17 protein-coding genes are annotated in these 23,019 nt (G+C 65.4%); 8 read left to right on the forward strand and 9 right to left on the reverse strand.

What is annotated here, in order from left to right; genetic code table 11:
• The first annotated feature begins 211 nt into the window (after nucleotides 1-211).
• Nucleotides 212-622 (forward strand): SH3 domain-containing protein, encoded by a 411-nt coding sequence (locus AC07UC_RS17890; RefSeq protein ID WP_494906909.1) that lies wholly within the window; start codon nucleotides 212-214, stop codon nucleotides 620-622.
• 66 nt (nucleotides 623-688) lie between these two features.
• Here AC07UC_RS17890 and AC07UC_RS17895 read toward each other — a convergent pair whose 3' ends face one another.
• Entirely contained in the window at nucleotides 689-2,161 is a 1,473-nt protein-coding gene (locus AC07UC_RS17895; protein ID WP_494906910.1) for an MATE family efflux transporter, read from the reverse strand.
• A gap of 243 nt (nucleotides 2,162-2,404) precedes the next feature.
• On the opposite strand from AC07UC_RS17895, the gene AC07UC_RS17900 reads away from it, so the two are divergent.
• Nucleotides 2,405-3,199, forward strand: coding sequence for a L,D-transpeptidase (locus AC07UC_RS17900; RefSeq protein ID WP_494906911.1), 795 nt, complete (start codon nucleotides 2,405-2,407; stop codon nucleotides 3,197-3,199).
• Nucleotides 3,200-3,268: 69 nt separating this feature from the next.
• Here AC07UC_RS17900 and AC07UC_RS17905 read toward each other — a convergent pair whose 3' ends face one another.
• Nucleotides 3,269-4,744 carry an esterase-like activity of phytase family protein gene (locus AC07UC_RS17905; protein WP_494906912.1) on the reverse strand — a complete coding sequence of 492 codons (1,476 nt, stop codon included), beginning with the start codon at nucleotides 4,742-4,744 and terminating at the stop codon, nucleotides 3,269-3,271.
• Nucleotides 4,745-5,042: 298 nt separating this feature from the next.
• Here AC07UC_RS17905 and AC07UC_RS17910 point away from each other — a divergent pair, with 298 nt between their 5' ends.
• Entirely contained in the window at nucleotides 5,043-7,454 is a 2,412-nt protein-coding gene (locus AC07UC_RS17910; RefSeq protein ID WP_494906913.1) for a GcvT family protein, read from the forward strand.
• 12 nt (nucleotides 7,455-7,466) lie between these two features.
• The gene (locus AC07UC_RS17915; protein ID WP_494906914.1) at nucleotides 7,467-9,020 is read left to right on the forward strand and encodes a trimethylamine methyltransferase family protein; all 1,554 of its coding nucleotides are present in this window, start codon (nucleotides 7,467-7,469) and stop codon (nucleotides 9,018-9,020) included.
• 25 nt (nucleotides 9,021-9,045) lie between these two features.
• On the opposite strand, the gene AC07UC_RS17920 is transcribed toward AC07UC_RS17915, so the two are convergent.
• The 4 genes from AC07UC_RS17920 to AC07UC_RS17935 form a co-directional block, all read right to left on the reverse strand.
• Nucleotides 9,046-10,380, reverse strand: coding sequence for an ABC transporter ATP-binding protein (locus AC07UC_RS17920; protein WP_140775824.1), 1,335 nt, complete (start codon nucleotides 10,378-10,380; stop codon nucleotides 9,046-9,048).
• 22 nt (nucleotides 10,381-10,402) lie between these two features.
• Nucleotides 10,403-12,160 (reverse strand): ABC transporter permease, encoded by a 1,758-nt coding sequence (locus AC07UC_RS17925; RefSeq protein WP_494906915.1) that lies wholly within the window; start codon nucleotides 12,158-12,160, stop codon nucleotides 10,403-10,405.
• A gap of 763 nt (nucleotides 12,161-12,923) precedes the next feature.
• Entirely contained in the window at nucleotides 12,924-13,559 is a 636-nt protein-coding gene (locus tag AC07UC_RS17930) for a response regulator transcription factor (RefSeq protein ID WP_494906916.1), read from the reverse strand.
• Nucleotides 13,556-14,626, reverse strand: coding sequence for a sensor histidine kinase (locus AC07UC_RS17935; protein WP_494906917.1), 1,071 nt, complete (start codon nucleotides 14,624-14,626; stop codon nucleotides 13,556-13,558). Before AC07UC_RS17935 ends, AC07UC_RS17930 begins: the two co-directional genes overlap by 4 nt.
• A 178-nt stretch (nucleotides 14,627-14,804) precedes the next feature.
• Between AC07UC_RS17935 and AC07UC_RS17940 the strand changes: the two genes are divergently transcribed.
• A complete protein-coding gene (locus AC07UC_RS17940) occupies nucleotides 14,805-15,560 on the forward strand; it encodes a bestrophin-like domain (protein WP_494906918.1) in 756 nt (251 codons plus the stop codon).
• Nucleotides 15,561-15,613: 53 nt separating this feature from the next.
• Nucleotides 15,614-15,928 carry a ferritin family protein gene (locus tag AC07UC_RS17945; RefSeq protein ID WP_140775829.1) on the forward strand — a complete coding sequence of 105 codons (315 nt, stop codon included), beginning with the start codon at nucleotides 15,614-15,616 and terminating at the stop codon, nucleotides 15,926-15,928.
• Nucleotides 15,929-15,968: 40 nt separating this feature from the next.
• Here AC07UC_RS17945 and AC07UC_RS17950 read toward each other — a convergent pair whose 3' ends face one another.
• Nucleotides 15,969-18,635 (reverse strand): ATP-dependent helicase, encoded by a 2,667-nt coding sequence (locus tag AC07UC_RS17950; RefSeq protein WP_494906919.1) that lies wholly within the window; start codon nucleotides 18,633-18,635, stop codon nucleotides 15,969-15,971.
• 261 nt (nucleotides 18,636-18,896) lie between these two features.
• On the opposite strand from AC07UC_RS17950, the gene AC07UC_RS17955 reads away from it, so the two are divergent.
• Entirely contained in the window at nucleotides 18,897-21,215 is a 2,319-nt protein-coding gene (locus tag AC07UC_RS17955) for a glucose/quinate/shikimate family membrane-bound PQQ-dependent dehydrogenase (RefSeq protein WP_494906920.1), read from the forward strand.
• Nucleotides 21,216-21,251: 36 nt separating this feature from the next.
• On the opposite strand, the gene AC07UC_RS17960 is transcribed toward AC07UC_RS17955, so the two are convergent.
• Together AC07UC_RS17960 and AC07UC_RS17965 are read right to left on the reverse strand one after the other, a co-directional pair.
• Nucleotides 21,252-21,689, reverse strand: a complete 438-nt coding sequence (locus AC07UC_RS17960; protein WP_494906921.1) for a hypothetical protein — start codon at nucleotides 21,687-21,689, stop codon at nucleotides 21,252-21,254.
• A gap of 9 nt (nucleotides 21,690-21,698) precedes the next feature.
• Nucleotides 21,699-21,854 carry a hypothetical protein gene (locus AC07UC_RS17965; protein WP_494906922.1) on the reverse strand — a complete coding sequence of 52 codons (156 nt, stop codon included), beginning with the start codon at nucleotides 21,852-21,854 and terminating at the stop codon, nucleotides 21,699-21,701.
• Between the two features lie 267 nt (nucleotides 21,855-22,121).
• Between AC07UC_RS17965 and AC07UC_RS17970 the strand changes: the two genes are divergently transcribed.
• Entirely contained in the window at nucleotides 22,122-23,015 is an 894-nt protein-coding gene (locus AC07UC_RS17970) for a dienelactone hydrolase family protein (protein WP_494906923.1), read from the forward strand.
• Nucleotides 23,016-23,019 lie beyond the last annotated feature (4 nt).

The following is a 23,019-nucleotide window of genomic DNA, read 5'->3' on the forward strand; positions in this document are numbered from 1 at the left end:
TGTCGAAAGACAGTAAACTGTTAGCGGAAGTTCCCGGGCCGATAAACGGCACTCGGGAAATTCCTCAACTATGTCCGGGAAAACTCCCTCGTCGGGACTGCCGATGTGATGATCAGCCTTGGCCAGTTGTTGACTTCCGGCTGCTTTCTCTCCCTTTTGATACAACCCTTGGTCGAGCAGTCGAGCGGCCGGGGTTCGAATGGAGGGACTGATGAGATTTCGATTTCTGCTTGCGATGGCGACCATTCTGGCCGCCATCTTCGGAACATCCGCCGCGGCCTTCGCCTACAGCGCCCATACCACGACAAATCTCAACGTGCGTAGCGGGCCCGGCGCCGAATTCGCCAGGGTCGGGACGTTGCCGGCCGGCTTCAGGGTTGACGTGGCCGGCTGCCAGCCGGGTTGGTGCCGGATACATGGTGGTGGTGTCAGCGGCTGGGCCAGTTCCGGTTATCTTTCACGCGCCCATGTCGTTCGTCCGCCGATCGTCATCGTTCGTCCGCCGCATCATCGGCCGCCGCACTGGCACAAGCCGCCCCATCACCGTCCTCCGCACCATCGCCCGCCGCATAAGCCGCGGCCCGGCAAGTGCAAGATCGCTCCCGGCTTTCCCTGCAAATAGGCAGATCGCGAATGCCGTAACGAAAAAGGGGCCGCCTCATCGCGGCCCTTTTGGCTTTGTCGGTGATCAGCCGTTCGGCGTCTCAGGCGCCATGTTCGCGCGCCCACGCGGCACGCCAAGCCCGGTATCCGGCGGCTCGCCCGCGGCCGGCCTGTCCTCGATCATGTGCATGGTGCGCCAGCCGCCGAAGCGGTAGTAGGCCGCGGCCAGAACCAGCGAGGTAATCGAGCCGGCCGGAAAACTCCACCACAACGCTTCCTCGCCGATCACGCCACGCATGAAATAGGCAAAGCCGGTGCGTATGACGAGCACCGAGATCACCAGGATGATCAGCGGCGGCATCACCGCACCGGTGGCGCGCACGGTGGCGAACAGCACGATGGTGACGCCGAACAGGATGAACGACCAGGACGCCACGGTGTTGATATGGGCGGCGATATCAATTGCCGCGCTGTCGCTGCTCAGGAAGAGGCTGAGGATCGAGCGGTCGAAGAACCACAGCAGCGCGACGAGAGCGCCGGTCAGGACAAGGTTGAAGCCGACGCCGGAGGCGGCGACGCGGCCGATCCGGTCCCAGCGGCCGGCGCCGACATTCTGCGCCGCCATCGAGGAGACCGCGGCACCGATGGCGAGCGCCGGCATCTGGATGTAGGTCCACAGCTGCGCGGCGATGCCGTAGGCGGCGGCGACTTGCGAGCCGTAGGAATTGACGATGCCCATCACCGTGAGTGCCGCCGCCGAAATCACGATCATCTGCAGCCCCATGGGCACGCCCTTGAAGACGACAATGCGCAGCAAGGCAGGGTCAGGCCGCAGCAGAGCGAGATTGGCGCCGGCCAGCCGCAGCGGATGCTTGCGCGCATAGAGCACGACAAGGATAGCGATGACGCTCACGGTCTGACCGATCAGCGTCGAGGTCGCGGATCCGGCGATGCCGAGTTCGGGGAAGGGGCCGATGCCGCGGATCAGCAGCGGGTTGAGCACGATGTCGAGCACGACCGCCAGCGCCATGAAGAAGAAGGGTGTGCGCGAATCGCCGGCACCGCGCAGCACGGTCATGACGAAGGACAGAAGGTTCATCATTGGCACGGCGATGAAGATGATGCGCAGATAGGAACGCGCCAGCGGCAAGGCGTCCGCCGGTGTGCCAAGCGTGTTGAGGATGGCGTCGACCCAGATCCAGCCGCATACCGCGAAGACTATGGAAACGAGGAAGAAGAAGGTGGCGCTGGTGCCGACGATGCGGCGCGCCTCGGGCAGGTCGCGGGCACCGACCGACTGCGCCACCAGGATCGTCGCCGCCATGCCGATGCCGAACACCGTGCCCAGGATCAGGAACAGGACGAGGTTGGCGTTGGAGGTGGCCGTCAGGGCCGATTCGCCAAGGAAACGGCCAACCCAGACGGCATTGATCGACCCGTTGAGCGACTGCAGCACGTTGGAGCCCAACACCGGCAAGGCAAACAGCAGCAGCGTGCGCGGGATCGGGCCGCTGGTCAGGTCGCCGGTGCGCCGGCGCGTGGGCATTTTTTCGGTCATGGCTGGAGGCTTATCCCAACTCGGTCCGCGATGATTGCCGATTCAACGGCACAGGTCGATGCGGCGTCGGAAAATTCCGCTTGGCGCGTGTCATGCGGTTCGCCGTTTCACGAAAGCGGCGAACCCCTCATTCTCCTCGTTTACGCAACCCAATCATGTTCTCAAAGCTCCCGGAATGGGGTATTGATCCTTGGGGCGTGGGGCCCGCATATCCTTATCGGATATGGACAAGCCGGGGGGATCATGTCCGATATTCCGCTGTTTTCCGAGCGCCTGAGCCGGCGCGCGTTTTTGGGTGCGTCCGCCTTGGGCGCGGCTTCTGTTGCTCTTTCAGCGTGCACCACGACGGAGGTGGTGACGCCGCCGCCGCCCGTGGCAGCGCCGCCGCCCGATCAGGCGTTCGGCGACACCGTCAGCATGTACGCGGCGCGCACCGACGAGGGCTACCAGCTGCCGGCAATCCCGGTGGCCAAGCTCGATCCGAAGTTCGTGCGCCAGGTCGTGGCCGACCCGACCGGAGAAAAACCCGGCACCATCGTCGTCGATGTCTCCGAGCACTTCCTGTATCTAGTGCGCGACGGCGGAAAGGCGATCCGCTACGGCGTCAGCCTCGGCAAGGCTGGTTTTGGATGGACCGGCAGCGCCGTGGTCCAGGCGAGGAAGAAGTGGCCGGTGTGGACGCCGCCGCCGGAAATGATCCAGCGCCGGCCGGAACTGGCGAAATACAAGGACGGCATGCCGCCCGGTCCGCAGAGCCCGCTGGGCGCCCGCGCCCTCTATCTCTTCCGCGACGGCAAGGACACGATGTACCGGCTGCACGGCACGCCGGAGTGGGATTCCATCGGGAAGAACGCGTCGTCGGGCTGCGTGCGCTTCATGAACCAGGACATCATCGACCTCTACAGCCGCGTCAACGGCCCCGCACAGGTCTTCGTGCGCCCAAACCTGTCGGCCGCCGGCAAGATCATGCCCGTGTCGAGCAGGACGGCCGAGCCGATCGATGCAGGCGTGCCGAAGGACGCGGAGTTCTTGAAGTAGGCGTCCTCACGGTCAGCCGTTTGAGGTCGTTCAGGCGGACGCGCCGGGCGCGCCCGCCTTTTTTATGCGTTACTTCTTGGCGAGGCCGGGAAGCGTGACCTGATAAACCAGGAACATGGTGTCGACATTGGCGCCGTCGTCGGCCTTGTAGGGCGCGCCGACCTGGAAACCGTCCTGGGCGAGGAAGTCGTTGTCATTGGCGACGAACAGGAAGTAATCGTCGGGCAGCTTCGGATCGAGCACGCTGGCCAGCGACATCGCTTCCCACTTCTCGGACAGGTTGTTGTGGTCGTTCGGGGCGCCATTGTGCAGGCCGAAGCGGCCAAGCTCGGCATTGTCGTTGATGTCGATGAACGGGGTCAGCTTGGCCGGCGTCACCGACGGGTCGAGTACGCCCTTGGGGGCGAGCGGCTTGTCAGCGGCGTCGAAAGGACCGCCGGCGATGTCGGTCGCGGACGAGACATCGACGATGCTGATTTCGCGGTAGAGCGATGTATCGCCCTTCAGGCCCTGGCCGTTGCCGCTGTCGCGCGCCAGCATCAGGAACGCCGTGTCGGACAACGCCACGATCTCGCTCTGGGCGGCGACCTTGGTCTTGCCCTTGGCGTCCTTGAACACCGGCAGCGGCACGACATATTCGTGCGCCAGCTTGAGATGGGCGAGGTCTGAGGCATCATAGACCAGCGCCCGTGTGTTCTGCCGGGTCGAAGCTGAATCGCCACCGTCCTGCCTGGTCGCCGACTGCAGCACGGCGATCAGGAACTTGCCGTCCGGGGTCATCGCCATGCCTTCCAGGCCCTGGTTGTTCTGGCGGCCGGTATCGGGATCCTTCGGATCGGGTTCGGCGGCACCTGGACCGGGATTGTCAGAGGAGAAGTTCGGCGCGCCCTTGCGCATCGGCACCAGCGCCGCCGGCGGCTGGGTCGCCGACATCAGGCGGCCTTGCGCCGAGAACCGGTAGATATTCGGGCCATATTCATCGGAGATGAACATTGAACCGTCGGGCAGCCGCACGACCGCCTCGTTGTCGAGGGCGAGCTTGCCGTTGGTGGCGGCGGGCAGCATCGGCATGTCGCCAGCCGCCGCGCGCACATCCGACAGCGGATCGAGGCCGGTGGCATCAGTGCCCTTGTCGTCGGTGAGCAGCAAGGTGTCGGCAAGCGTTGCCTTCACGCCTGTCTGCTCCTGGCCAGCAGCACCTGGTGCTGCCGGCGTGAACTCGATGCCGATGGTGTTGAGGCGCGGCCGGTAGTCGGTGGTGCCGGCGACATTGTAACCGCGATCCGGCAGCAACCAGAGCGACCCCTTGTAGGTGCCCGCGTCATGCGTCCAGCCGGCGGTGTCGAGCGACATGCCGGAGCCTGAGCCGAACGTCTCGCCGAACTTGTCGCGCTGGGCGGCAGGAATGCGGCCGACGCCGACCAGGCCCTTGTTGACAAAGCTGGTGGCTCCGACGGTCGCGGTGCTGTCGGCGAGCGCCGGCGTCAAGGCGGTGAACAAGGCCAGCGCGACGCCGAGCGAGACGGTTCGGTGCAGGTGTTTCATGGATGGTCCTCTTGGTGACGGATGTGCCGGAGCGGCCGAAGAACGAAAAAGCTCAAAGGGGGCGGCACATCGATGATGCCGCGCGCCGCCCCCCGAAAGCGGTCTACGGCGCGAACATGATGCTTGCGTGACAGGGGCGGCACGTATGCCGACCGGCGTGTTCATTGCCCTGCGAGGACATGCGCCCGGGGCGAGAATTCGATCAATCCCGCATCCATTTGGGGCAGGCAAGCGCAGCACTGGACACTTATGTACAGCGCGTATATGGTGCCGCTTCTGACAGACCGGGAGGGAAGCCTTGAAGCCGCACTACCGCGCAGTCGTCATCGGAGGTGGAGTGGTCGGCGCCTCGGTGCTCTACCATCTGACGCGGTTCGGCTGGTCCGATGTGGCGCTGATCGAGCGGGCTGAATTGACGGCCGGTTCGACCTGGCATGCGGCGGCCGGATTTCATGCGCTCAATGCCGATCCCAACGTCGCGGCGCTGCAGGATTACACCATCAACCTCTATCGCGAGATCGAGTCCGAGTCCGGCCAGGACATCGGCCTGCACATGACCGGCGGCGTCAATATCGCCAGCGACCCGCAGCGCTGGGAGTGGCTGAAATCGGCCTGGGCGGTGTTCCAGTCGGTCGGCATCGAAAGCGCGCGGCTGGTGACCCCGGAAGAGATCAAGGCGATCTGCCCGATCGTCGATGTCACCGGCGTGCTCGGCGGCCTGCATGATTCCAACGAGGGTCATCTCGACCCCTACGGCACCACGCATGCCTATGCGGGTGCCGCGAAGAAGCGCGGGGCCGAGGTGATCCTGCGCAACCGTGTCGTCGAGTTGAAGTCTCGCGCGGACGGTCACTGGGACGTCGTCACCGAACAGGGCACGATCGTCGCCGAGCATGTCGTCAACGCCGGCGGGCTGTGGGCCAAGCAGCTCGGCCGCATGGCCGGCGTCGACCTGCCGGTGACGCCTATGGAGCACCATTATTTCGTCACCGAGGACATTCCGGAGATCGCGGCACTGGACCGGGAAATCGGCATCGCCGTCGACCTCGACGGCTTTTCCTACCTCAGGCAAGAGCGCAAGGGCGTGCTGCTCGGCGTCTACGAGCAGAACCCGAAGCATTGGAACATGGACGGCGCGCCCTGGGATTACGGGATCGAACTGATCCCGGAAGACATCGACCGCATCAGTCCCGAACTCGCCAAGGCGCATGAGCGCTTTCCCTGCCTGGCCAGCGCCGGCATCCGCAAATGGGTCAACGGCGCCTTCACCTTCACGCCGGACGGCAACCCGATCGTCGGACCGGTGCGCGGCCTGAAAAACTACTGGGTCGCCTGCGGCGTCATGGCCGGCTTCAGCCAGGGCGGGGGCGTCGGCAAATCGCTTGCCGAATGGATGATTTACGGCGAACCACAGGCCGACATTTTCGGCATGGACATTGCCCGCTACGGCGCCTTCGCCGCCAATCGCGAATATCTCAAGCAAACGACGCGGCAGTTCTATTCGCGCCGTTTCGTCATGACCTTTCCCAATGAGCGTCTGCCAGCCGGCAGGCCCTTGAAACGCCCGGGCGCCTATGACGGCATGAGCGCCGCGGGTTGCGAATGGACGGCGTCGTGGGGGCTGGAAATCCCGGCCTATTTCGCGCCGATGGGTTTTCGCGAGAACACCACGCTCAAACGCTCCAATGCCTACGACATCGTCGGCGACGAGGCGCTGCAGGTCCGGCGTGCCGCCGGCCTCGTCGATATCTCGGCCTATTCACGCTATGCGGTGTCCGGGCCGAGTGCCGAAGCATGGCTCGACCGGCTGCTGGCCTGCAAGCTGCCGAAGGCGGGACAGGCGCGGCTGGCGCCGATGCTCGGGCCGGACGGGCGGCTGAAGGGCGACCTCACCGTGATCAACTGGGGTGGCGGCGACTATTGGCTGATGGGTTCCTACTATCTCAGGGAATTCCACATGCGCTGGTTCGAGAGCCAGGCAGGAGAGGGCGTCGCGGTCACCGACATTTCCGACGCGACGGGCGGCTTTCTGCTGACCGGGCCGAATGCGCGGAAAATCCTGGAGCGTACAACACATCAGGACGTCTCTGCCGCCGCACTGCCGTTCATGGCTTGCGGCGCGTTCGACATCGGCATGGTGCGGGCGCGGGTTGCCCGCCTCTCTATCGCCGGCGAACTCGGCTTCGAGATCAGTTGCCCGGTAACCATGCATGCCACACTGCGCGACACGCTGCTTGCGGCAGGCGAGGATCTCGGTCTGGCCGAGATCGGCTACTACGCGCTCAACGCGCTCAGGCTGGAGAAGAGCTTCGGCATCTGGTCGCGCGAATTCACGCAGGGCTACACGCCGGGCCAGACCGGCCTCGACCGCTTCATCGCCTTCGACAAGGGCGATTTCGTCGGCCGCGAGGCGGCGCTGAAGGAACGCCAGTCAGGCACGTCGCAGCGGATCGTGACGCTGGAGATCGAGGCGCTCGATGCCGACGCCAGCGGCTTCGAGCCGGTCTGGCGCGACGACCGGCGCGTCGGCTTCGTTACTTCGGGCGGCTTTGGCTACACGATCGGCAAGAGCGTCGCGCTGGCGTTGGTGGACGACGATTTTGCCGAGGAGGGGACGGCGCTTTCGGTGCACATTGTCGGCGTCGAGCGGCCGGCACGGATCATCGCGGCCTCGCCCTACGATCCCTCGGGCAAGGCGATGCGGCAATGAGGAGGATTTTCGATGGTCGATGACGCGGCACGAGACAGCAGGCGCGAACGCCGGCGCGGACGCACCGGCGAGGCCGGCAGCGAGAGCAGCCGCCGGCCCAATTACCGGTCGCTGAAGAACCCGTTCCTGCCGCAGCCGGTCTTTTCGGATGACCAGGTGGCTTCGATCCACGACACGGCGCTGCGCGTGCTGGAGGAGCTCGGCATCAAGGTGCTCTTGCCACAGGCGCGGGAGATTTTCGCCCGCGCCGGCGCGCTGGTCGACCCCGACACCGACATGGTGCGCATCGGCCGCGACATGGTGACGGCGGCGCTCGCCTCGGCGCCGAAGTCGATCCAGGCGCGAGCCGGCGACCGTTCCCGCGACCTGACGCTGGAACTCGGGTCGATGACCTTCCTCGCCGGATGCGGCGCGCCGAACGTCACCGACCTCGAACGCGGCCGGAGGCCCGGCACGCTCGCCGATTTCGAGGATCTGCTGCGGCTGGTGCAGCATTTCGACGTGCTGCATATGCTTGGCCCCTGCATCGAGCCGCAGGATGTCGACAACCACCTGCGCCACTATGCCGTCAACCGCGCGCAGCTGACGCTGTCCGACAAGTTTCCGTTCGTCTTCGCGCGCGGCACGCCGCAGGTCGAGGACGGTTTCGAGATGATCCGGCTGGCGCGTGGCCTGTCGCAGGACGAATTCCTGGCGGACGCGCATTGCTACACGGTCATCAACACCAACTCGCCGCGCCAGCTCGACATTCCGATGGCGCAAGGCATCATCGATTTCGCAAGGGCCGGCCAAGTCTCCGTCATCACGCCGTTCTGCCTGGCTGGCGCGATGGCGCCGATCACGGTGGCCGGCGCGCTGGCGCTGCAGCATGCAGAGGCGCTGGCGGGGCTGACGCTGGCGCAGATCGTGCGGCCCGGCGCGCCGGTCGTCTATGGCTCCTTCTCCTCCAATGTCGACATGAAATCCGGAGCGCCGGCCTTCGGCACGCCGGAACATGTCAAGGCGACGCTGGGCGCTGGCCAACTGGCGCGCTTCACCGGACTGCCATGGCGGTCGGGGGGCGGCAGTGCCGCCAACATTTCGGACGCGCAGGCCGCCCACGAAACGCAGTTCGCGCTGTGGGGCTCGGTGCTGGCCGGGGCGACGATGTGCATCCACGCCGCCGGCTGGCTGGAAGGCGGCCTGAGCGTCTCCTTCGAGAAGCTGATCACCGATATCGAGGCGCTGCAGACGGTCGCCGAACTCTGCGCGGCAACTCCCGGCGATGACGACGCGATCGGCTTCGAGGCCATCGCCGAAGTGCAGCCGGGCGGTCATTTCTTCTCGGCCGGCCACACCATGGCGCGCTACCGCACCGCCTTCTACGAACCGCTGGTGGCCGACTGGTCGAACTTCGGCAACTGGACGCAAAGCGGATCGAAGACGGCGAGCGAACGCGCCACCGGCATCTGGCGGCGCGCCGTTGCCGATTTCGAGCCGCCCGCCTCGGCCGCCGCCACATCAGGCGTGCTCGACGAATTCATCGCGCGGCGCACCGAGGAGGGCGGCGCGGCACCGGTGTCGTGACCGGCAGCCGCGGCGCCCAGATGGGCTATGTCGGGTTGTCGAGCGTGAACAGATCGCTCTCCTCGTCGTAGGCAAAATACTCGGCGTAGCGGGCCCAGCTGATGACGGCGCGCACCGTCTGGTCGGCATAGCCCTCGGACATGTGGTCCTCCAGCTCGTCGCGGAAGCGGCGGGCCGGCGCCTTGTGGTTGGCGCGTTCGTCGAGCACGCGGCGGATGTGGCCCGCCAGCGGCACATAGGTCGCGAGCTGCTGCGCGAACAATTGCTTGCGCGCGTCGACCTCGCTTTCGGCGAAGCGTTTGCCGGCCAGGGTCAGCTGGATGTCGCCCTCGGCCAGTTCGGCAAAGCGCAGCAGCTGAAGCGTTTCGGCGATCGGGAACAGGTCATCGATTTCGAGCTGCAGGCTGGCGGCCAGCGGCGGCAGGTCGGCATGCCCGTTGTAGGGCGCCGCCGCGACGGCCTCGATCAGGCCGGCGAGCAGGTTGGTCGAAACGCGCGGCAGCACCATGGCGATGCCCGAACCGGGGAAGACGCCGTCGCGGGCAGGGCTGCCGGGCTCCTTCCTGGCAGTCATGCGGGCATAGATGTCCTCGACAAGCGCCCGGAAGGCCGGGTCCAGCCGGTTGCGCGGCTGCGGCAGATCGATCCTGAGCTCGGCGACGACGCGGCCCGGATTGGACGAGAAGATCAGCACGCGGTCGCACATCAGCACCGCCTCCTCGATGTTGTGGGTCACCATCAGGATCGACTCGATCGGCATGCGGCCTTCCGACCAGAGGTCGAGCAGGTCGGTGCGCAGCGTCTCGGCCGTCAGCACGTCGAGCGCCGAGAACGGCTCGTCCATCAACAGCACCTTGGGATGCACCACCAGGGCGCGGGCGAGCCCGACGCGCTGGCGCATGCCGCCCGACAGCTCCTTCGGATAGGCGTTTTCGAAACCGTCGAGGCCGATCAGGTCGATGGCCGACAGCGCGCGCTTGCGGCGCACGGCCGGCGAGACGCCCTGTGCCTCGAGCCCGAGTTCGACATTCTGCAGTACGGTCAGCCAGGGAAACAACGCAAAACTCTGAAAGACCATGGCGATGCCGTCCGGCGTGCCTGAGACAGCCTTGCCCTCGAAGGTGATGGCGCCCTGGCTCGGCCGGATCAGGCCGGCGATCGAGCGCAGCAAAGTGGACTTGCCGGAGCCGGAGCGGCCGAGCAGGCCGACGATCTCGCCGGAACCCAGCGTCAGCCCGACCTGGTCGAGGACGATGAGCTTGCCGGCACTGCCCTTGTCATAGGTCTGGCAGACGCCATGGACTTCGACGAGCGGACGGTTCTTGGTGACGACAGCTTGGGTGATGACAGCTTGGTTCATGATCAGTCTCCTGAAGAATGGGTCAGTCGAGCCGCATGCGGCGTTCGGCGAAGACATAGAGGGGGCGCCAGAGGGTGCGGTTGAAGAGGGTGACGAAGAGCGACATCACGGCGATGCCGAGGATAACGCGCGGAAAATCGCCGGCTTCTGTCGCCTTGGCGATGTAGGAGCCGAGCCCGAAGGCTTCGAGCCTGGTGTTGCCCCAACTTGCCAGTTCGGCGACGATCGAGGCGTTCCACGAACCGCCGGAGGCGGTCAGAGCGCCAGTGATGTAATAGGGAAAAATCCCCGGCAGCATGACGTTCTTCCACCACGACCAGGACCGTATCTTGAAAACCCTGGCTGCCTCCTTGAGGTCGGAAGGGAAGGCGCTGGCGCCGGCGATGACGTTGAACAGGATGTACCATTGCGTGCCCAGCACCATCAGCGGCGACAGCCAGATGCTGGGGCTGGCGCCGGTGGCGACGATGGCGATCACCGCGAACGGGAACAGCACGTTGGCGGGGAAGGCGGCGAGGAATTGCGCCAGCGGCTGCACGCGTTCGGCGACCGCGGGCCGCAAGCCGATCCAGACGCCGATCGGCACCCAGATCACGCTGGCCACCGCGATCAGCACGACCACGCGCAGCAAGGTGAGCAGGCCGCCGCTGAAGGCCTCGGCCACATCGTTCCAGCCAAGGGTCTGCCGCAGATACAGGACCGTCTCGACCACACCCCACAGGGCCACAAGCAGCACCAGTCCCAGCCAGGCGATGTCGAGCGCCCGCGAGAAGCGGCGCGACGCGGCGGTCGACGCTGCCGGCATGGACCGCTTGCCCAGGCGTAGCAGCATGGCGCGCTGCCAGAGCCATGCGATCGGCAGCCCCACGGTGTGCAGCAACCGGGCCCGGCGCAGGATGTCGTAGACCCAGGAGCGGGGCTTTTCCTGCCCGGCGGTCTGCTCGAAACGGAACTTGTCGGCCCAGGCGACGACAGGCCGGAACAGCAACTGGTCGTAGAGCAGGATGAGCACGCCCATCGCCAAAACTGCCCAGGCGACGGCGGTGAAATCCTGCTTATCGATGGCGACCGCCAGCCAGGCGCCGATGCCGGGCAACTGCACGGTGGTGTTGCCGACGGTGATGGCCTCGGAGGCGACGACGAAGAACCAGCCGCCGGACATCGACATCATCGTGTTCCAGACAAGACCGGGCGCGGCGAACGGCGCCTCAAGCCGCCAGAACCTCTGCCACGCCGAGAGCCCGAAACCGCGGCTGACCTCGTCGAGGTCGCCCGGCACCGTGCGCAGCGACTGGTAGAACGAGAACGCCATGTTCCAGGCCTGGCTGGTGAAGATGGCGAAGATCGCGGCGCATTCGGCGCCGAGCTGGCTGCCGGGAAACAGGCCCATGAAGAAGGTCACGGTGAAAGTCAGGAAACCCAGCACCGGCACCGACTGCAGGATGTCGAGCGCGGGAATGATCACCATTTCGGCGCGGCGGCTCTTGGCGGCCAACGTCGCCACCGTGAAGGTGAAGACCAGCGAGACGATGATGGCCGCGAACATGCGCAGCGTGGTGCGCAGCGCATATTCCGGCAGGTTGGCGAGATCGAGCGTGACCGGCGAGGTGGTGAGCAGGGCGCTCGGCGCACGCATGCCGGCGGCGCCGTGCGCCAGAAGCACCAGCAGAGCCACCAGCATCGCAAAGGCGATGGTGTCGTAGATGTTGGGCGCGATGCGTCCGCGCGCCAGCGCGGCGGCTTCGCCGAGGGAATTGCGGTTGTGAGGCAGGAAGATCATGGCGGGCCTCCGGATGATGGGCAGATTGCAGTGTGATTTGGGAGAGGGTGATTGCGGGCGTGCGGAAGGGTGCGACCGGGTGGCGGTCGCGCCGGGCGCCAGGGCCCGGCCATCAGTGCGGAGGTCCAGGTTACGTTGAAAAGGGGCTCAGGCAGCGCGCCGTGGGAGGACCGTTCGACAACTGACGCCCTCTTCGGAGACGGACTGCCGTTCCCGGGTCCAGCGGCATTCCAGCCGGCCGCTTACCGAGCCGCGACGCCAGACGCAGACGAGCCGGGTCGGCGGCATGGTGAAGCCGGCCTTGCCGGCCAGGCCGCGCGTTGTCACCGTGGATGGCCGAGGAGCTGAAGCTGGGCGCGTGGCGGAACGCGCGCGGAAGGGAATGACATTGGTGTTCATGGCTCACCTCTCGCGGTCCGGCGGGACGGCAAGGCGAGCCGAAGGCGGGTTATGCCCTGCCGAGGCCCGACCGGCGCCACATGCCGGAAACCAAATCTGTTGACGGGGCCAGTGTCCGGACCGTGCCTTGGGCTTGATCCGGACAGCGACTGGGATAGCTGTCCATAACCTGTTCGATCTCGAGTTGATGCCTCGGTCAGCCGAAGCCACGCCGCCTTACGCCCGTGGCTTGCAGCGTGTCAACGCGAGCGCCGGAATCTTAAGTATATGGCTTGATACCAAGGCATAAGGAGGCAGATCCCGTGGCAAGGGATGCGCTGGCAATGCATTGAAAAATAACGGTTTATCTGTCGGCCTGAAGGGGTCAGATTCCGAGCTTGGCGGCCATCTTGATGAGTTCGGCCAGCGAGCCGGCCTGCATCTTGCGCATGGCGCGGGCGCGGCGGACCTTGACGGTGATCTCGCTGACGCCGAGGTCGCCGGCGACCTGCTTGTTGAGCCGTCCCTGGACCACCAGCGCCACGACGCCGCGCTCGCCTTCGCTCAGCGTCGCCAGGCGTTCGCGCAAGATATCAATCTCGGCTTTCAGCGCCCGCCGCGACCGGTCCTTGTCCAGGGCGGCGGCGATGGCATCGAGCAGGTCCTGTTCTCGGAACGGTTTCGGCAGGAAGTCGACGGCGCCGGTCTTCATCGCCTGCACCGACATGGCGATATCGCCATGGCCGGTCATGATGATCACGGGCAGCGGCGCATCGGAACGGGCGAGCTCTTTCTGGAAGTCCATGCCGCTTTTGCCGGGCAGGCGCACGTCCAGCACAAGGCAGGAGGGGATGTCCGGCCGTGGCGCCCCCAGGAATTCGGCGACCGAACCGAAGCTGCTGATATCCAGCCCAACCGAGCGCAGCAGGCTGTCGAGCGCCTCGCGCATGGCGGGATCGTCGTCGATGACGAAAACGATCTGTTCCGGTTTGCTCGTTTCTGATCCGCTGGCTTGCTTCATCGGTTCGACCCGCGCGATCCTGTCCGGCGTGCCGGCAGCGAAAAGAAGAATGCGGCACCGCGCGGCATTGCCGGCTGTGCCCAGATGCGTCCGCCATGGCTTTCGACGATCGAGCGGCTGATGGCAAGCCCCATGCCCAGGCCCTCGGGCTTGGTGGTGTAGAAGGCGTCGAAGACATGGTCGAGCTGGACGCCGCTCAGGCCACGGCCGGAATCGCGGACTTCGATCACGATCTCGCCGGGCTTGCCGGCACTGGTCACGATTGTCACATCGCGCTCTTGCTCGCCGCTCACCGCCTCGATCGCGTTGAGGATGAGGTTGAGGATGACCTGCTGGATCTGTACCGGGTCGGCCTCGGCTCGAGGCAGCTTGCCGGCGAGTTCTGTCCGCAAGGAGACATGGCTTCTGCCGGCCTCGTTCTCCACCAGGGTCAGCGTCTCGGCTATCAGCTGATTGACATCCAGCCAGACGGCCTTGCCGGCCGCCTTTCGGGTCAGGCCGCGCAGGCGCTTGATCAGCTCGCTGGCGCGTTCGGCATCCCTGACGATGCGCCCGGCCGCCTTGCCGGCCTCATCCGGATTGCCGGCCGCCAGCCAGCGCCGGGCGGCGTTGCCGTTCAACACGATCGCCGCCAGCGGCTGGTTGAGTTCGTGGGCGATCGAGGCCGTCAACTCGCCCAGCATCGTCACCCGCGTGATGTGGGCGAGCTGTGCCTGCGCCTCGCGGGCGGACGCCTCGGCGGCGGCGGTGCGCAGCGCCAGATAGGCGGTGACGGCGATCGCCACCAGACTGATGGCGCAGTTGATCACGCCTGCCGGCATCGAACCTGCCCGCGTGAGGAAGAAACTCAGCACGGTCAGCGCCATGCAGGCCGCCGCGACCATCGCCACGCCGCGCTGGTCGAGATAGCGGACCGCGATCAGGACAATGGCGACATAGAAGACCGCGACGGCGATCTCCAGATTGGTGATCGTGTCGGCGAGGAAGATCGCCGCCGCCAGCAGCACAAGCAGGGCCGGCAGCAGCGGCCGGCGCCAGAGGAGCGGCAAGGATGATCTTCCAGACATGCCGACCTCCTTGCTGATCAAATTGCCCTGTTTGCGGACAAGAGGACACTACCGTGCCACCTTTTGGCCCGGCAAGGCGCTGCCATATCGCATTGGAACCACGAATACGCCCGACTTTCGTCTTTGACGGGCCGCCCTGGCATTGGCAATTGGTGCGTCCCGTGCAGAAATGCGGTTCATGCGCGAAGCCTTGATCGCATTGGTGATTTTCCTGTGCCTGGCGGCGTCTGCGTTCGCCAGCATGACGATCTGGCCGAGATTGCCGGCCAGGCATCGTGATGACGACACGAACACGGTGGTTCGGCTCGCCGCCAATCTGTTCGGGGTCATGACCTCGCTGATACTCGGCCTGATGATCAACTCTGCCAAGAACACCTTCGAATCGATCGATCACAACGTGCACGCCTATGCGACGGAGCTGATCCTGCTCGACAGGACCTTGCGCCAGTATGGCCCGGAGACCGACGCGGTGCGCCAACCATTGGTCGCCTATGTGCAGCGGGTGGTGGACACCTCGTCACAAAACAGCGAAACGACCATCGCCGCCAATCAGCTTTCCGAACGCCTGCTGACGGAGATTGGCGTGCGGCTGAATGGCCTGACCCCTCCCGACGCTGTACATAGCTCCCTTCTGCAGGATGGACGCCAGCGCCTGCAGAAGGTGCTGGAACTGCGTTGGGTCCTGATCGAGCAGTCGGAGGGCACGATTCCCTGGCCGCTGATCGCCATGCTGGTCACCTGGCTGGCGCTGATCTTCGCCAGTTTCGGGTTCAGGGCTCCGAAGAATACAATCACCGCCGGAACCCTCATGGTGTCGGCCGCGCTGATTGCCGGGGCGATCTACCTGATCCTGGACATGGATGTGGCGTTCTCCGGACCGATCCAGATTTCGTCGGCGCCGCTGGAAAGGGCATTGGCGGAATTGCAGCGATGAGGCGGAACCGGCGGCATTCCCAGGCATTCATGGGGATGAACACGGAGGACGACATGGGTTTCGACCAGTATCACGAGCCGCCTGAAGAACTGTCGCAGAAGGTGCGGACCTTTGCCCGCATGATCACCTCGCTGATCGAGGAGGCGGAAGCGATCGGCTGGTACGAACAGCGCATTTCGGTGGAGAAGGACCCGCAGGCCAAGGCGATCATGAAGAACGCACAAGCCGAGGAGTTCAAGCATTTCGGCATGGACCTGGAATTCCTGCTGCGCCAGAAGAAGGACTGGCGTGCGGAACTGAAGGAAATCCTGTTCACGACGGGCGACATCGTCAAGGCCGGCGAGCGGGGCGAGAAGAAGGTGGATTGATTGCCTTCGCCGACTTTGCGGGAAGCCCGCAGGGTTCGGTTCACACCCCAACCACGAACCCGTCCAGCACGCGTTTCTGCCCTGCCTTGTCGAAGTCGATGGTCAGCTTGTTGCCTTCGATGGCCGAGATATTGCCGTTGCCGAATTTCTGGTGGAAGACGCGGTCGCCGACGCTGAAGGCGGACGGCGTGTCGGAGACGGATTTGGCCACCAGTTCGCCGTCGATGGTGCGGCCCTTGACCGAGGTGCGGCCGGCGCCGTAGCCGCTGTCGGTCTCGCCATAGCCGATGCGCTCGACCTGGTGGCCGGAGCGCGTGCCCCAGTTGCGGTCGGTCGCTTCGGTGCGGTTGGCCTGCGCGCGCTGCCAGCCGGGCGTCGAATAGGTGTTGGAGAAGGCGCCGGATTTCTCCGCGCCGCCATTGCTGGCGCCAACATTGTCGAAGCGCGACGCGCCATAGGGGTTCTGGCGGCCGCCACGACCGGAGGCGAATGAGCCGCCGCCGTAGGAATTGCCATAGCCGCCATAGCTGTTGCCGCTTTCCGCGACCTCGACATGGGCCTCCGGCAGCTCCTCGAGGAAGCGCGACGGGATGGTCGATTGCCAGAGCCCGTGGATGAGGCGGTTGGAGACGAACCAGATATGCAGGTTCTTCTTGGCGCGCGTCAGGCCGACATAGGCCAGCCGGCGCTCTTCCTCCAGCCCGGAGCGGCCGCCTTCATCGAGAGCGCGCTGGTGGGGGAAGAGGCCTTCCTCCCAGCCGGGGAGAAAAACCGTCTCGAATTCGAGGCCCTTGGCCGAATGCAGCGTCATGATGGAGACGGCGTCCTGCCCGGCATTCTGCTCGGCATCCATGACCAGGGCCACATGTTCGAGGAAGGAGCGCAGCGACTCGTACTGCTCCATGGAACGGATCAGTTCCTTCAGGTTCTCCAGCCGACCGGGCGCTTCGGCCGAGCGGTCGTTCTTCCACATATCGGTATAGCCGCTCTCCTCGAGAATGGTCTCGGCGAGCTCGGTGTGCGGCTTGGTCTCCAGCGCCTTCTGCCAGCGCTCGAAATTGGCCGCGACCTCGCGCAGCGCCGCGCGCGGCTTCGGCTTCAGCTCGTCGCTTTCAGCAAGATTGCCGGCAGCCTCCAGCATCGGGATGCGCAGGGCGCGGGCAGTGTCGTGGATCTGGCGGATGGTGGCTTCGCCGAGCCCGCGCTTGGGCACATTGACAATGCGCTCGAAGGCGAGGTCGTCGGCGCCTTGCGCGACGACGCGGAAGAAGGCCATCGCATCGCGGATTTCCATGCGCTCATAGAAACGCGGGCCGCCGATGACGCGGTAGTTAAGGCCGAGCGTGGTGAAGCGCTCCTCGAAGGCGCGCATCTGGAAGGACGCGCGGACGAGAATCGCCATGTCGTTGAGATTGTGTTTCTGGCGCTGATAGGCCTCGATGGTCTCGCCGACGGCGCGGGCTTCCTCCTCGGAATCCCAGGCGGCGTGGACATTGACCTTGCCATCTTCGGGGTCGTTGCGGTCGGTGAACAGCGTCTTGCCGAAACGGCCCTCATTGTGGGCGATGAGGTGGGAGGCAGCACCCAGGATATGCGCGGTGGAGCGGTAGTTGCGCTCCAGCCTTATGATGGTGGCGCCCGGGAAATCCTTGTCGAAGCGCAGGATGTTGTCGACCTCGGCGCCGCGCCAGCCATAGATCGACTGGTCGTCGTCGCCGACGCAGCAGATGTTGACTTTGTTGTCGCTCACGGCCGCACGCGAGCTTCGCTCGCTGGCCTCCGCGGGGGCGGCCTGGCCGGCCGACGCCCGGTCGGGCTTGCGGCCTTCGGCCGATCGCATATCCGTCGACGTTGACGCACGCCCGGCTTCCGGCCGCTGCGCCAAAAGCCGCAGCCACATGTACTGGGCTGTGTTGGTGTCCTGGTATTCGTCGACGAGGATGTATTTGAAGCGCCGGTGATAGTCTTTCAGCACGTCGGGATTGGCGCGGAAGATGCGGATCGGGTGGCAGAGCAGGTCACCGAAGTCGCAGGCGTTCAGCGTCTGCAGGCGCTCCTGATAGGTCTTGTAGAGCTCGCGGCCCTTGCCGTTGGCGAAGCTGCGCGCATCGCCCTCGGCGATATCGGCCGGGCCTTGCCCCTTGTTCTTCCAACCATCGATCATCTGCGCGAACTGCTTGGCCGGCCAGCGCTTGTCGTCGAGGCCCTCGGCCTGGATCAACTGCTTGATCAGCCTGACGACATCGTCGGTGTCGAGAATGGTGAAATCGGAGCGCAGCCCGGCAAGCTCGGCATGACGGCGCAACAGCTTGACGCCGATCGAGTGGAAGGTGCCGAGCCACGGCATGCCTTCGACATTGCCTTCGCCGATCAGGATGCCGATGCGCTGCTTCATCTCGCGCGCGGCCTTGTTGGTGAAGGTCACGGCGAGGATCTGGGAGGGGAAAGCCCTGCCGGTGGCGAGGATGTGGGCGATGCGGGTGGTCAGCACCCGCGTCTTGCCGGTGCCGGCGCCGGCCAGTACCAGAACAGGACCCTCGGTGGTCTCCACCGCCAGCCTTTGTTCCGGATTCAGCCCCCGGAGATAGTCCGGCGCATTGTTGTGGCCGCCGCGGGCAGCCATGGCGCGCGCGGCAATGCCCGACGGGGCCGTGGGCCGCGCATTGGGTTCGTCGAAAAAGGGCATGTCTTCGGAAAAGCCGGACATCTTCCCCCGAATGTAGTGATTCGGGAGGGAAAGACCAGAACTGTCTACGTTTTGTTCCCGGTAAAGTGGCCTATCCGGCCACCTTGGCTCGCATGACGCTCAGCCCGCCGCGCATTTGCAGCCGGACCGAGAGCTGCCCGTCGGCTCGTGGCCCAAGCTTGACAGGCGAGGCGGGCGGGAGAAAGTTGTGTACCGGGCAGGAACGCAATGCCGGGTTGCCCATGGCCGCGCGAGGCGCGCAACAGTCGAAGGAGTATCATCTTGGCTGTCACCATCACCTCCCTCGTTCTCTTCCTCCTCGGTCTGGCGCTTGGCGCTGGCGGCATCTGGTTGGCCTCGCTGGGCGGCAGCTGGTACTACATCATCGTTGGCTTGGCCTTCCTGATCGCGGCCTGGCTGCTCTACCGGCGCCGTTCCACGGCGCTGTGGCTCTACGCGGCGATCGTGCTCGGCACGCTGGCCTGGGCGGTCTGGGAAACCGGCTTCGACTGGTGGGAACTCGGCCCGCGCGGCGGCATCATCGTGCTGGTGGCGCTATGGCTGCTGACGCCGTGGGCGCGGCGAGGCCTTGTCGGTCCTGACGGGCGCGCGCCGCTGATCCTGGCGGTGCTGGCCTCGCTGGCGGTGGCCGGCTATTCGATGACCACGGACCCGAAGGACATCGCCGGCGCGCTCGACACCGACAAGGTGACCCCCAACGCCAATCTGGGCAATGACGTGCCGGCCGGCGAATGGCACTTCTATGGCCGCACGCAATTCGGCCAGCGCTATTCGCCGCTCGACCAGATCACACCGGACAATGTCGCCAATCTGCAGCCGGCCTGGACCTATCGCACCGGCGACGTGAAGGGGCCGGACGATATCGGCGAGACCACCTACCAGGTGACGCCGCTCAAGATCGGCGACACGCTCTACATCTGCACGCCGCACAATTTCGCCATCGCGGTCGACGCCGCGACCGGCAAGGAAAAATGGCGCTACGACCCCAAGATCAAGCTCGACAAGGACCGCCAGCACCAGACCTGCCGCGGCGTGTCCTACTATGCCGATGCCGCTGTCGCGGCCGGCCAACCCTGCGCGACCCGCGTCTACCTGCCGACCTCGGATGCCCGGCTGATCGCGCTCGACGCCGCCAACGGGCAGGTCTGTCCCGCCTTCGCCGAGGCCGGCACGCTCAACCTCCTGACCAACATGCCGTACCCGAAATCGGGCTATTACTATTCGACCTCGGCGCCGCTGATTGCCGGCGGCAAGATCATCGTCGGCGGAGCGGTCAACGACAATTATTCGACGCAGGAGCCGTCGGGCGTTATCCGCGCCTATGATGCGAGCACCGGCAAGCTGATTTGGAACTGGGATTCCGGCAATCCGGACCAGACGACGCCGCTGCCGGTCGGCCAGACCTACACCGCCAACTCGCCCAACATGTGGTCGACGCCGAGCGCCGACGAGAAACTTGGCCTGCTTTACGTGCCGCTCGGCAACCAGACGCCGGACCAACTCGGCGCCGGACGCAGCGCCAATGTCGAGAAGTTCTCCTCCTCGATCACCGCGCTCGATCTCAATACCGGGCAGTTGAAATGGGTGCGGCAGACCGTGCACCACGATTTGTGGGACATGGACGTGCCGGCGCAGCCGAGCCTGATCGACATCACCAAGGCCGACGGCACGATCGTGCCCGCGCTGGTCGGGCCGACCAAGCAGGGCGACCTCTATGTGCTCGACCGGCGCACCGGCGAGCCGGTGATCGCGGTCAAGGAAGTACCGGCGCCCGGCGGCGCCATCGAGGGCGACCATGCGTCGCCGACGCAGCCTTCTTCCGATCTCTCCTTCAACCCGAAGCCGCTGACCGAAGCCGACATGTGGGGCATCAGCATGTTCGACCAGCTGGCTTGCCGCATCGCCTTCCACAAACTGCGCTATGAAGGCCGCTACACGCCGCCCTCGTTGCAGGGATCGCTGATCTATCCCGGCAATTTCGGCACCTTCAACTGGGGTGGCGTGGCGGTCGATCCGGTGCGGCAGGTGATGTTCGGCATGCCGACCTATCTCGCCTTCACATCCAGGCTTGTTCCGCGCGCCGACGTGCCGGCGCCGGGCGACGACACCAAGGGCAGCGAGCAGGGGCTCAACCGCAATGAAGGCGCGCCCTATGCGGTGGTGATGGGGCCGTTCCTGTCACCGCTCGGCGTTCCCTGCCAGGCGCCACCGTGGGGGTATGTCGCCGGGGTCGATCTCAGGACCGGCACGATCAACTACAAGCACCGCAACGGCACCGTCTACGACATGACGCCACTGCCGCTGCCGCTGAAGGTCGGTGTGCCCGGCATTGGCGGGCCGATGATCACCGCCGGTGGCGTCGCCTTCCTGGGTGCCGCGGTCGACGATTATCTGCGCGCCTACGACCTGACGTCGGGCAAGCAGCTCTGGCGGGCGCGGCTGCCAGCCGGCGGTCAGTCGACGCCGATGACCTATACGGTCGCCGACGGACGCCAGTTCGTGGTCATCGTCGCCGGCGGCCACGGCTCGGTCGGCACCAAGCCGGGGGATTATGTGATGGCTTACGCGCTGCCCAAGTAGACGGGTTGCCTGGAGGCAAGCTCGGCGAATTGACGATCAGCCGAGCCCGAGATGGCTCTTCAGGCTGGGCACCGAGCCCAGCACCTGGTTGGTCAGATCGGGGCCGGCCGCGGCTTCGGCCTGCTGGACCAGTGTGGCGCCAGCCTTCTGGATTTGCGCCAGATCGAGGCCGGATGCCTTGAGGGCGGCGAGGCCGTTGACCAGTGCGCCCGCCTTCTCGCCGAGAACGCCGCCAAGCGCGCCTTGCAGCGAGGACAAGAAGCCGCCACCGCCGCCGGCAGGGGAGGCGGCCATGACGTCATATTTCTGCGCCAGTGCATCGGCGCCCGGGATCTTGGCGAAGAAGGCTGAGGCGCTGGTGCCTTCCGCCTCGTGCTCGAGCACCGAGAAGATAGTGCCGACGACCTTTTCCGTCGTTGCCTGGTCAAGGCCGGCCTTCTGCGAAACGGTGTTCACGATATCCTGTACGTCCATGACTTCACCTCAACCTTGGGTTTTCGTGTTTGCCGGATGGCGCTGGCGGCCGCGGATCTTGACCATGGACTTCCGGCTTGCCGCTACAATTGCCGCGCGCATCGCCAGGATGGCGGCTGCGGCAACGATAAAGGCGGTTGCCAGGATCGGCGAGGGCATGGTCATCGGCGGCTTCCTTTCAGATCGGTCCTTTCGGGACCGTGGCCGCGCCATGGGGCGGCCGTGCGGGCAGTTTCCCCTACTATTGTGGCAGCGCCATCAAGATTTGCCGTCGATGACCAAATTGTGATGAAGCCAAATCGGGATGATGGTGCCGCCGCTCTGCGGGAGAGGCGGGATGTCACCGCGCCGTGACTGGACGATGCAAGGCTCACCCCTATCTTGCGGACGGCAAGACATCGCATCGAGACAGCGAGATCGAGGAGTGCGCCGATGACCAAATCCACCGCGACCGACAAACCCGCCATCACCCAGGCGATGATCGACGCCTATGACGAATACACGCATCTGACGCTCGACCGCCGCCGCTTCATGGAACAGCTGACCAGGCTTGCCGGATCGGGTGCCGCGGCGGCCGCGATCGTGCCGATGCTGGCGGCGAATTCCGCCCAGGCGGCAATCGTTGCCGACAACGATCCGCGGGTGAAAGGCGAGGAGATCACCTATCCGGGCACCGGCGGCGAGATGAAGGGCTATCTGGTCAAACCGGCGAACCAGGCCGGCAAACTCGGCACCGTCATCGTCATCCATGAAAACAGGGGGCTCAACCCGCATATACGCGACGTCGCCCGGCGCGTGGCGCTGGAAGGGTTCGTGGCGCTGGCGCCGGATTTCCTCTCACCGCTCGGCGGCACGCCCGCCGATGAGGACAAGGCGCGTGACATGTTCACGAAGCTTGACCCGGCGCAGACCGTTGCCAACGCGGTGGCGACCGTCGCTTTCCTGAAGGCCGACAAGGACGGCAACGGCAAGGTCGGCGCCATCGGCTTTTGCTGGGGCGGCGGCACGGCCAACATGCTGGCCGTCAATGCGCCGGATCTCGCGGCGAGCGTCGCCTATTACGGCATGCAGCCGAAGGCCGCCGATGTGTCGAAGATCAAGGCCGCGCTGCTGCTGCACTATGCCGGCCTCGATGACCGCACCAATGCCGGCATCGATGCCTTCAAGAAGGAACTCGAGGCCGCGCATGTCGAATACACGGTCTATGTCTATGAAGGCGCCAACCATGCCTTCAACAACGACACCTCGGCGGCGCGCTATGACAAGAAGGCTGCCGATCTCGCCTGGGGCAGGACGATCGCCTTCCTGAAGCAGAAGCTGGCGTAGGACG

The sequence above is a fragment of the Mesorhizobium sp. GW821-FHT04C10 genome (genome assembly GCF_059420305.1).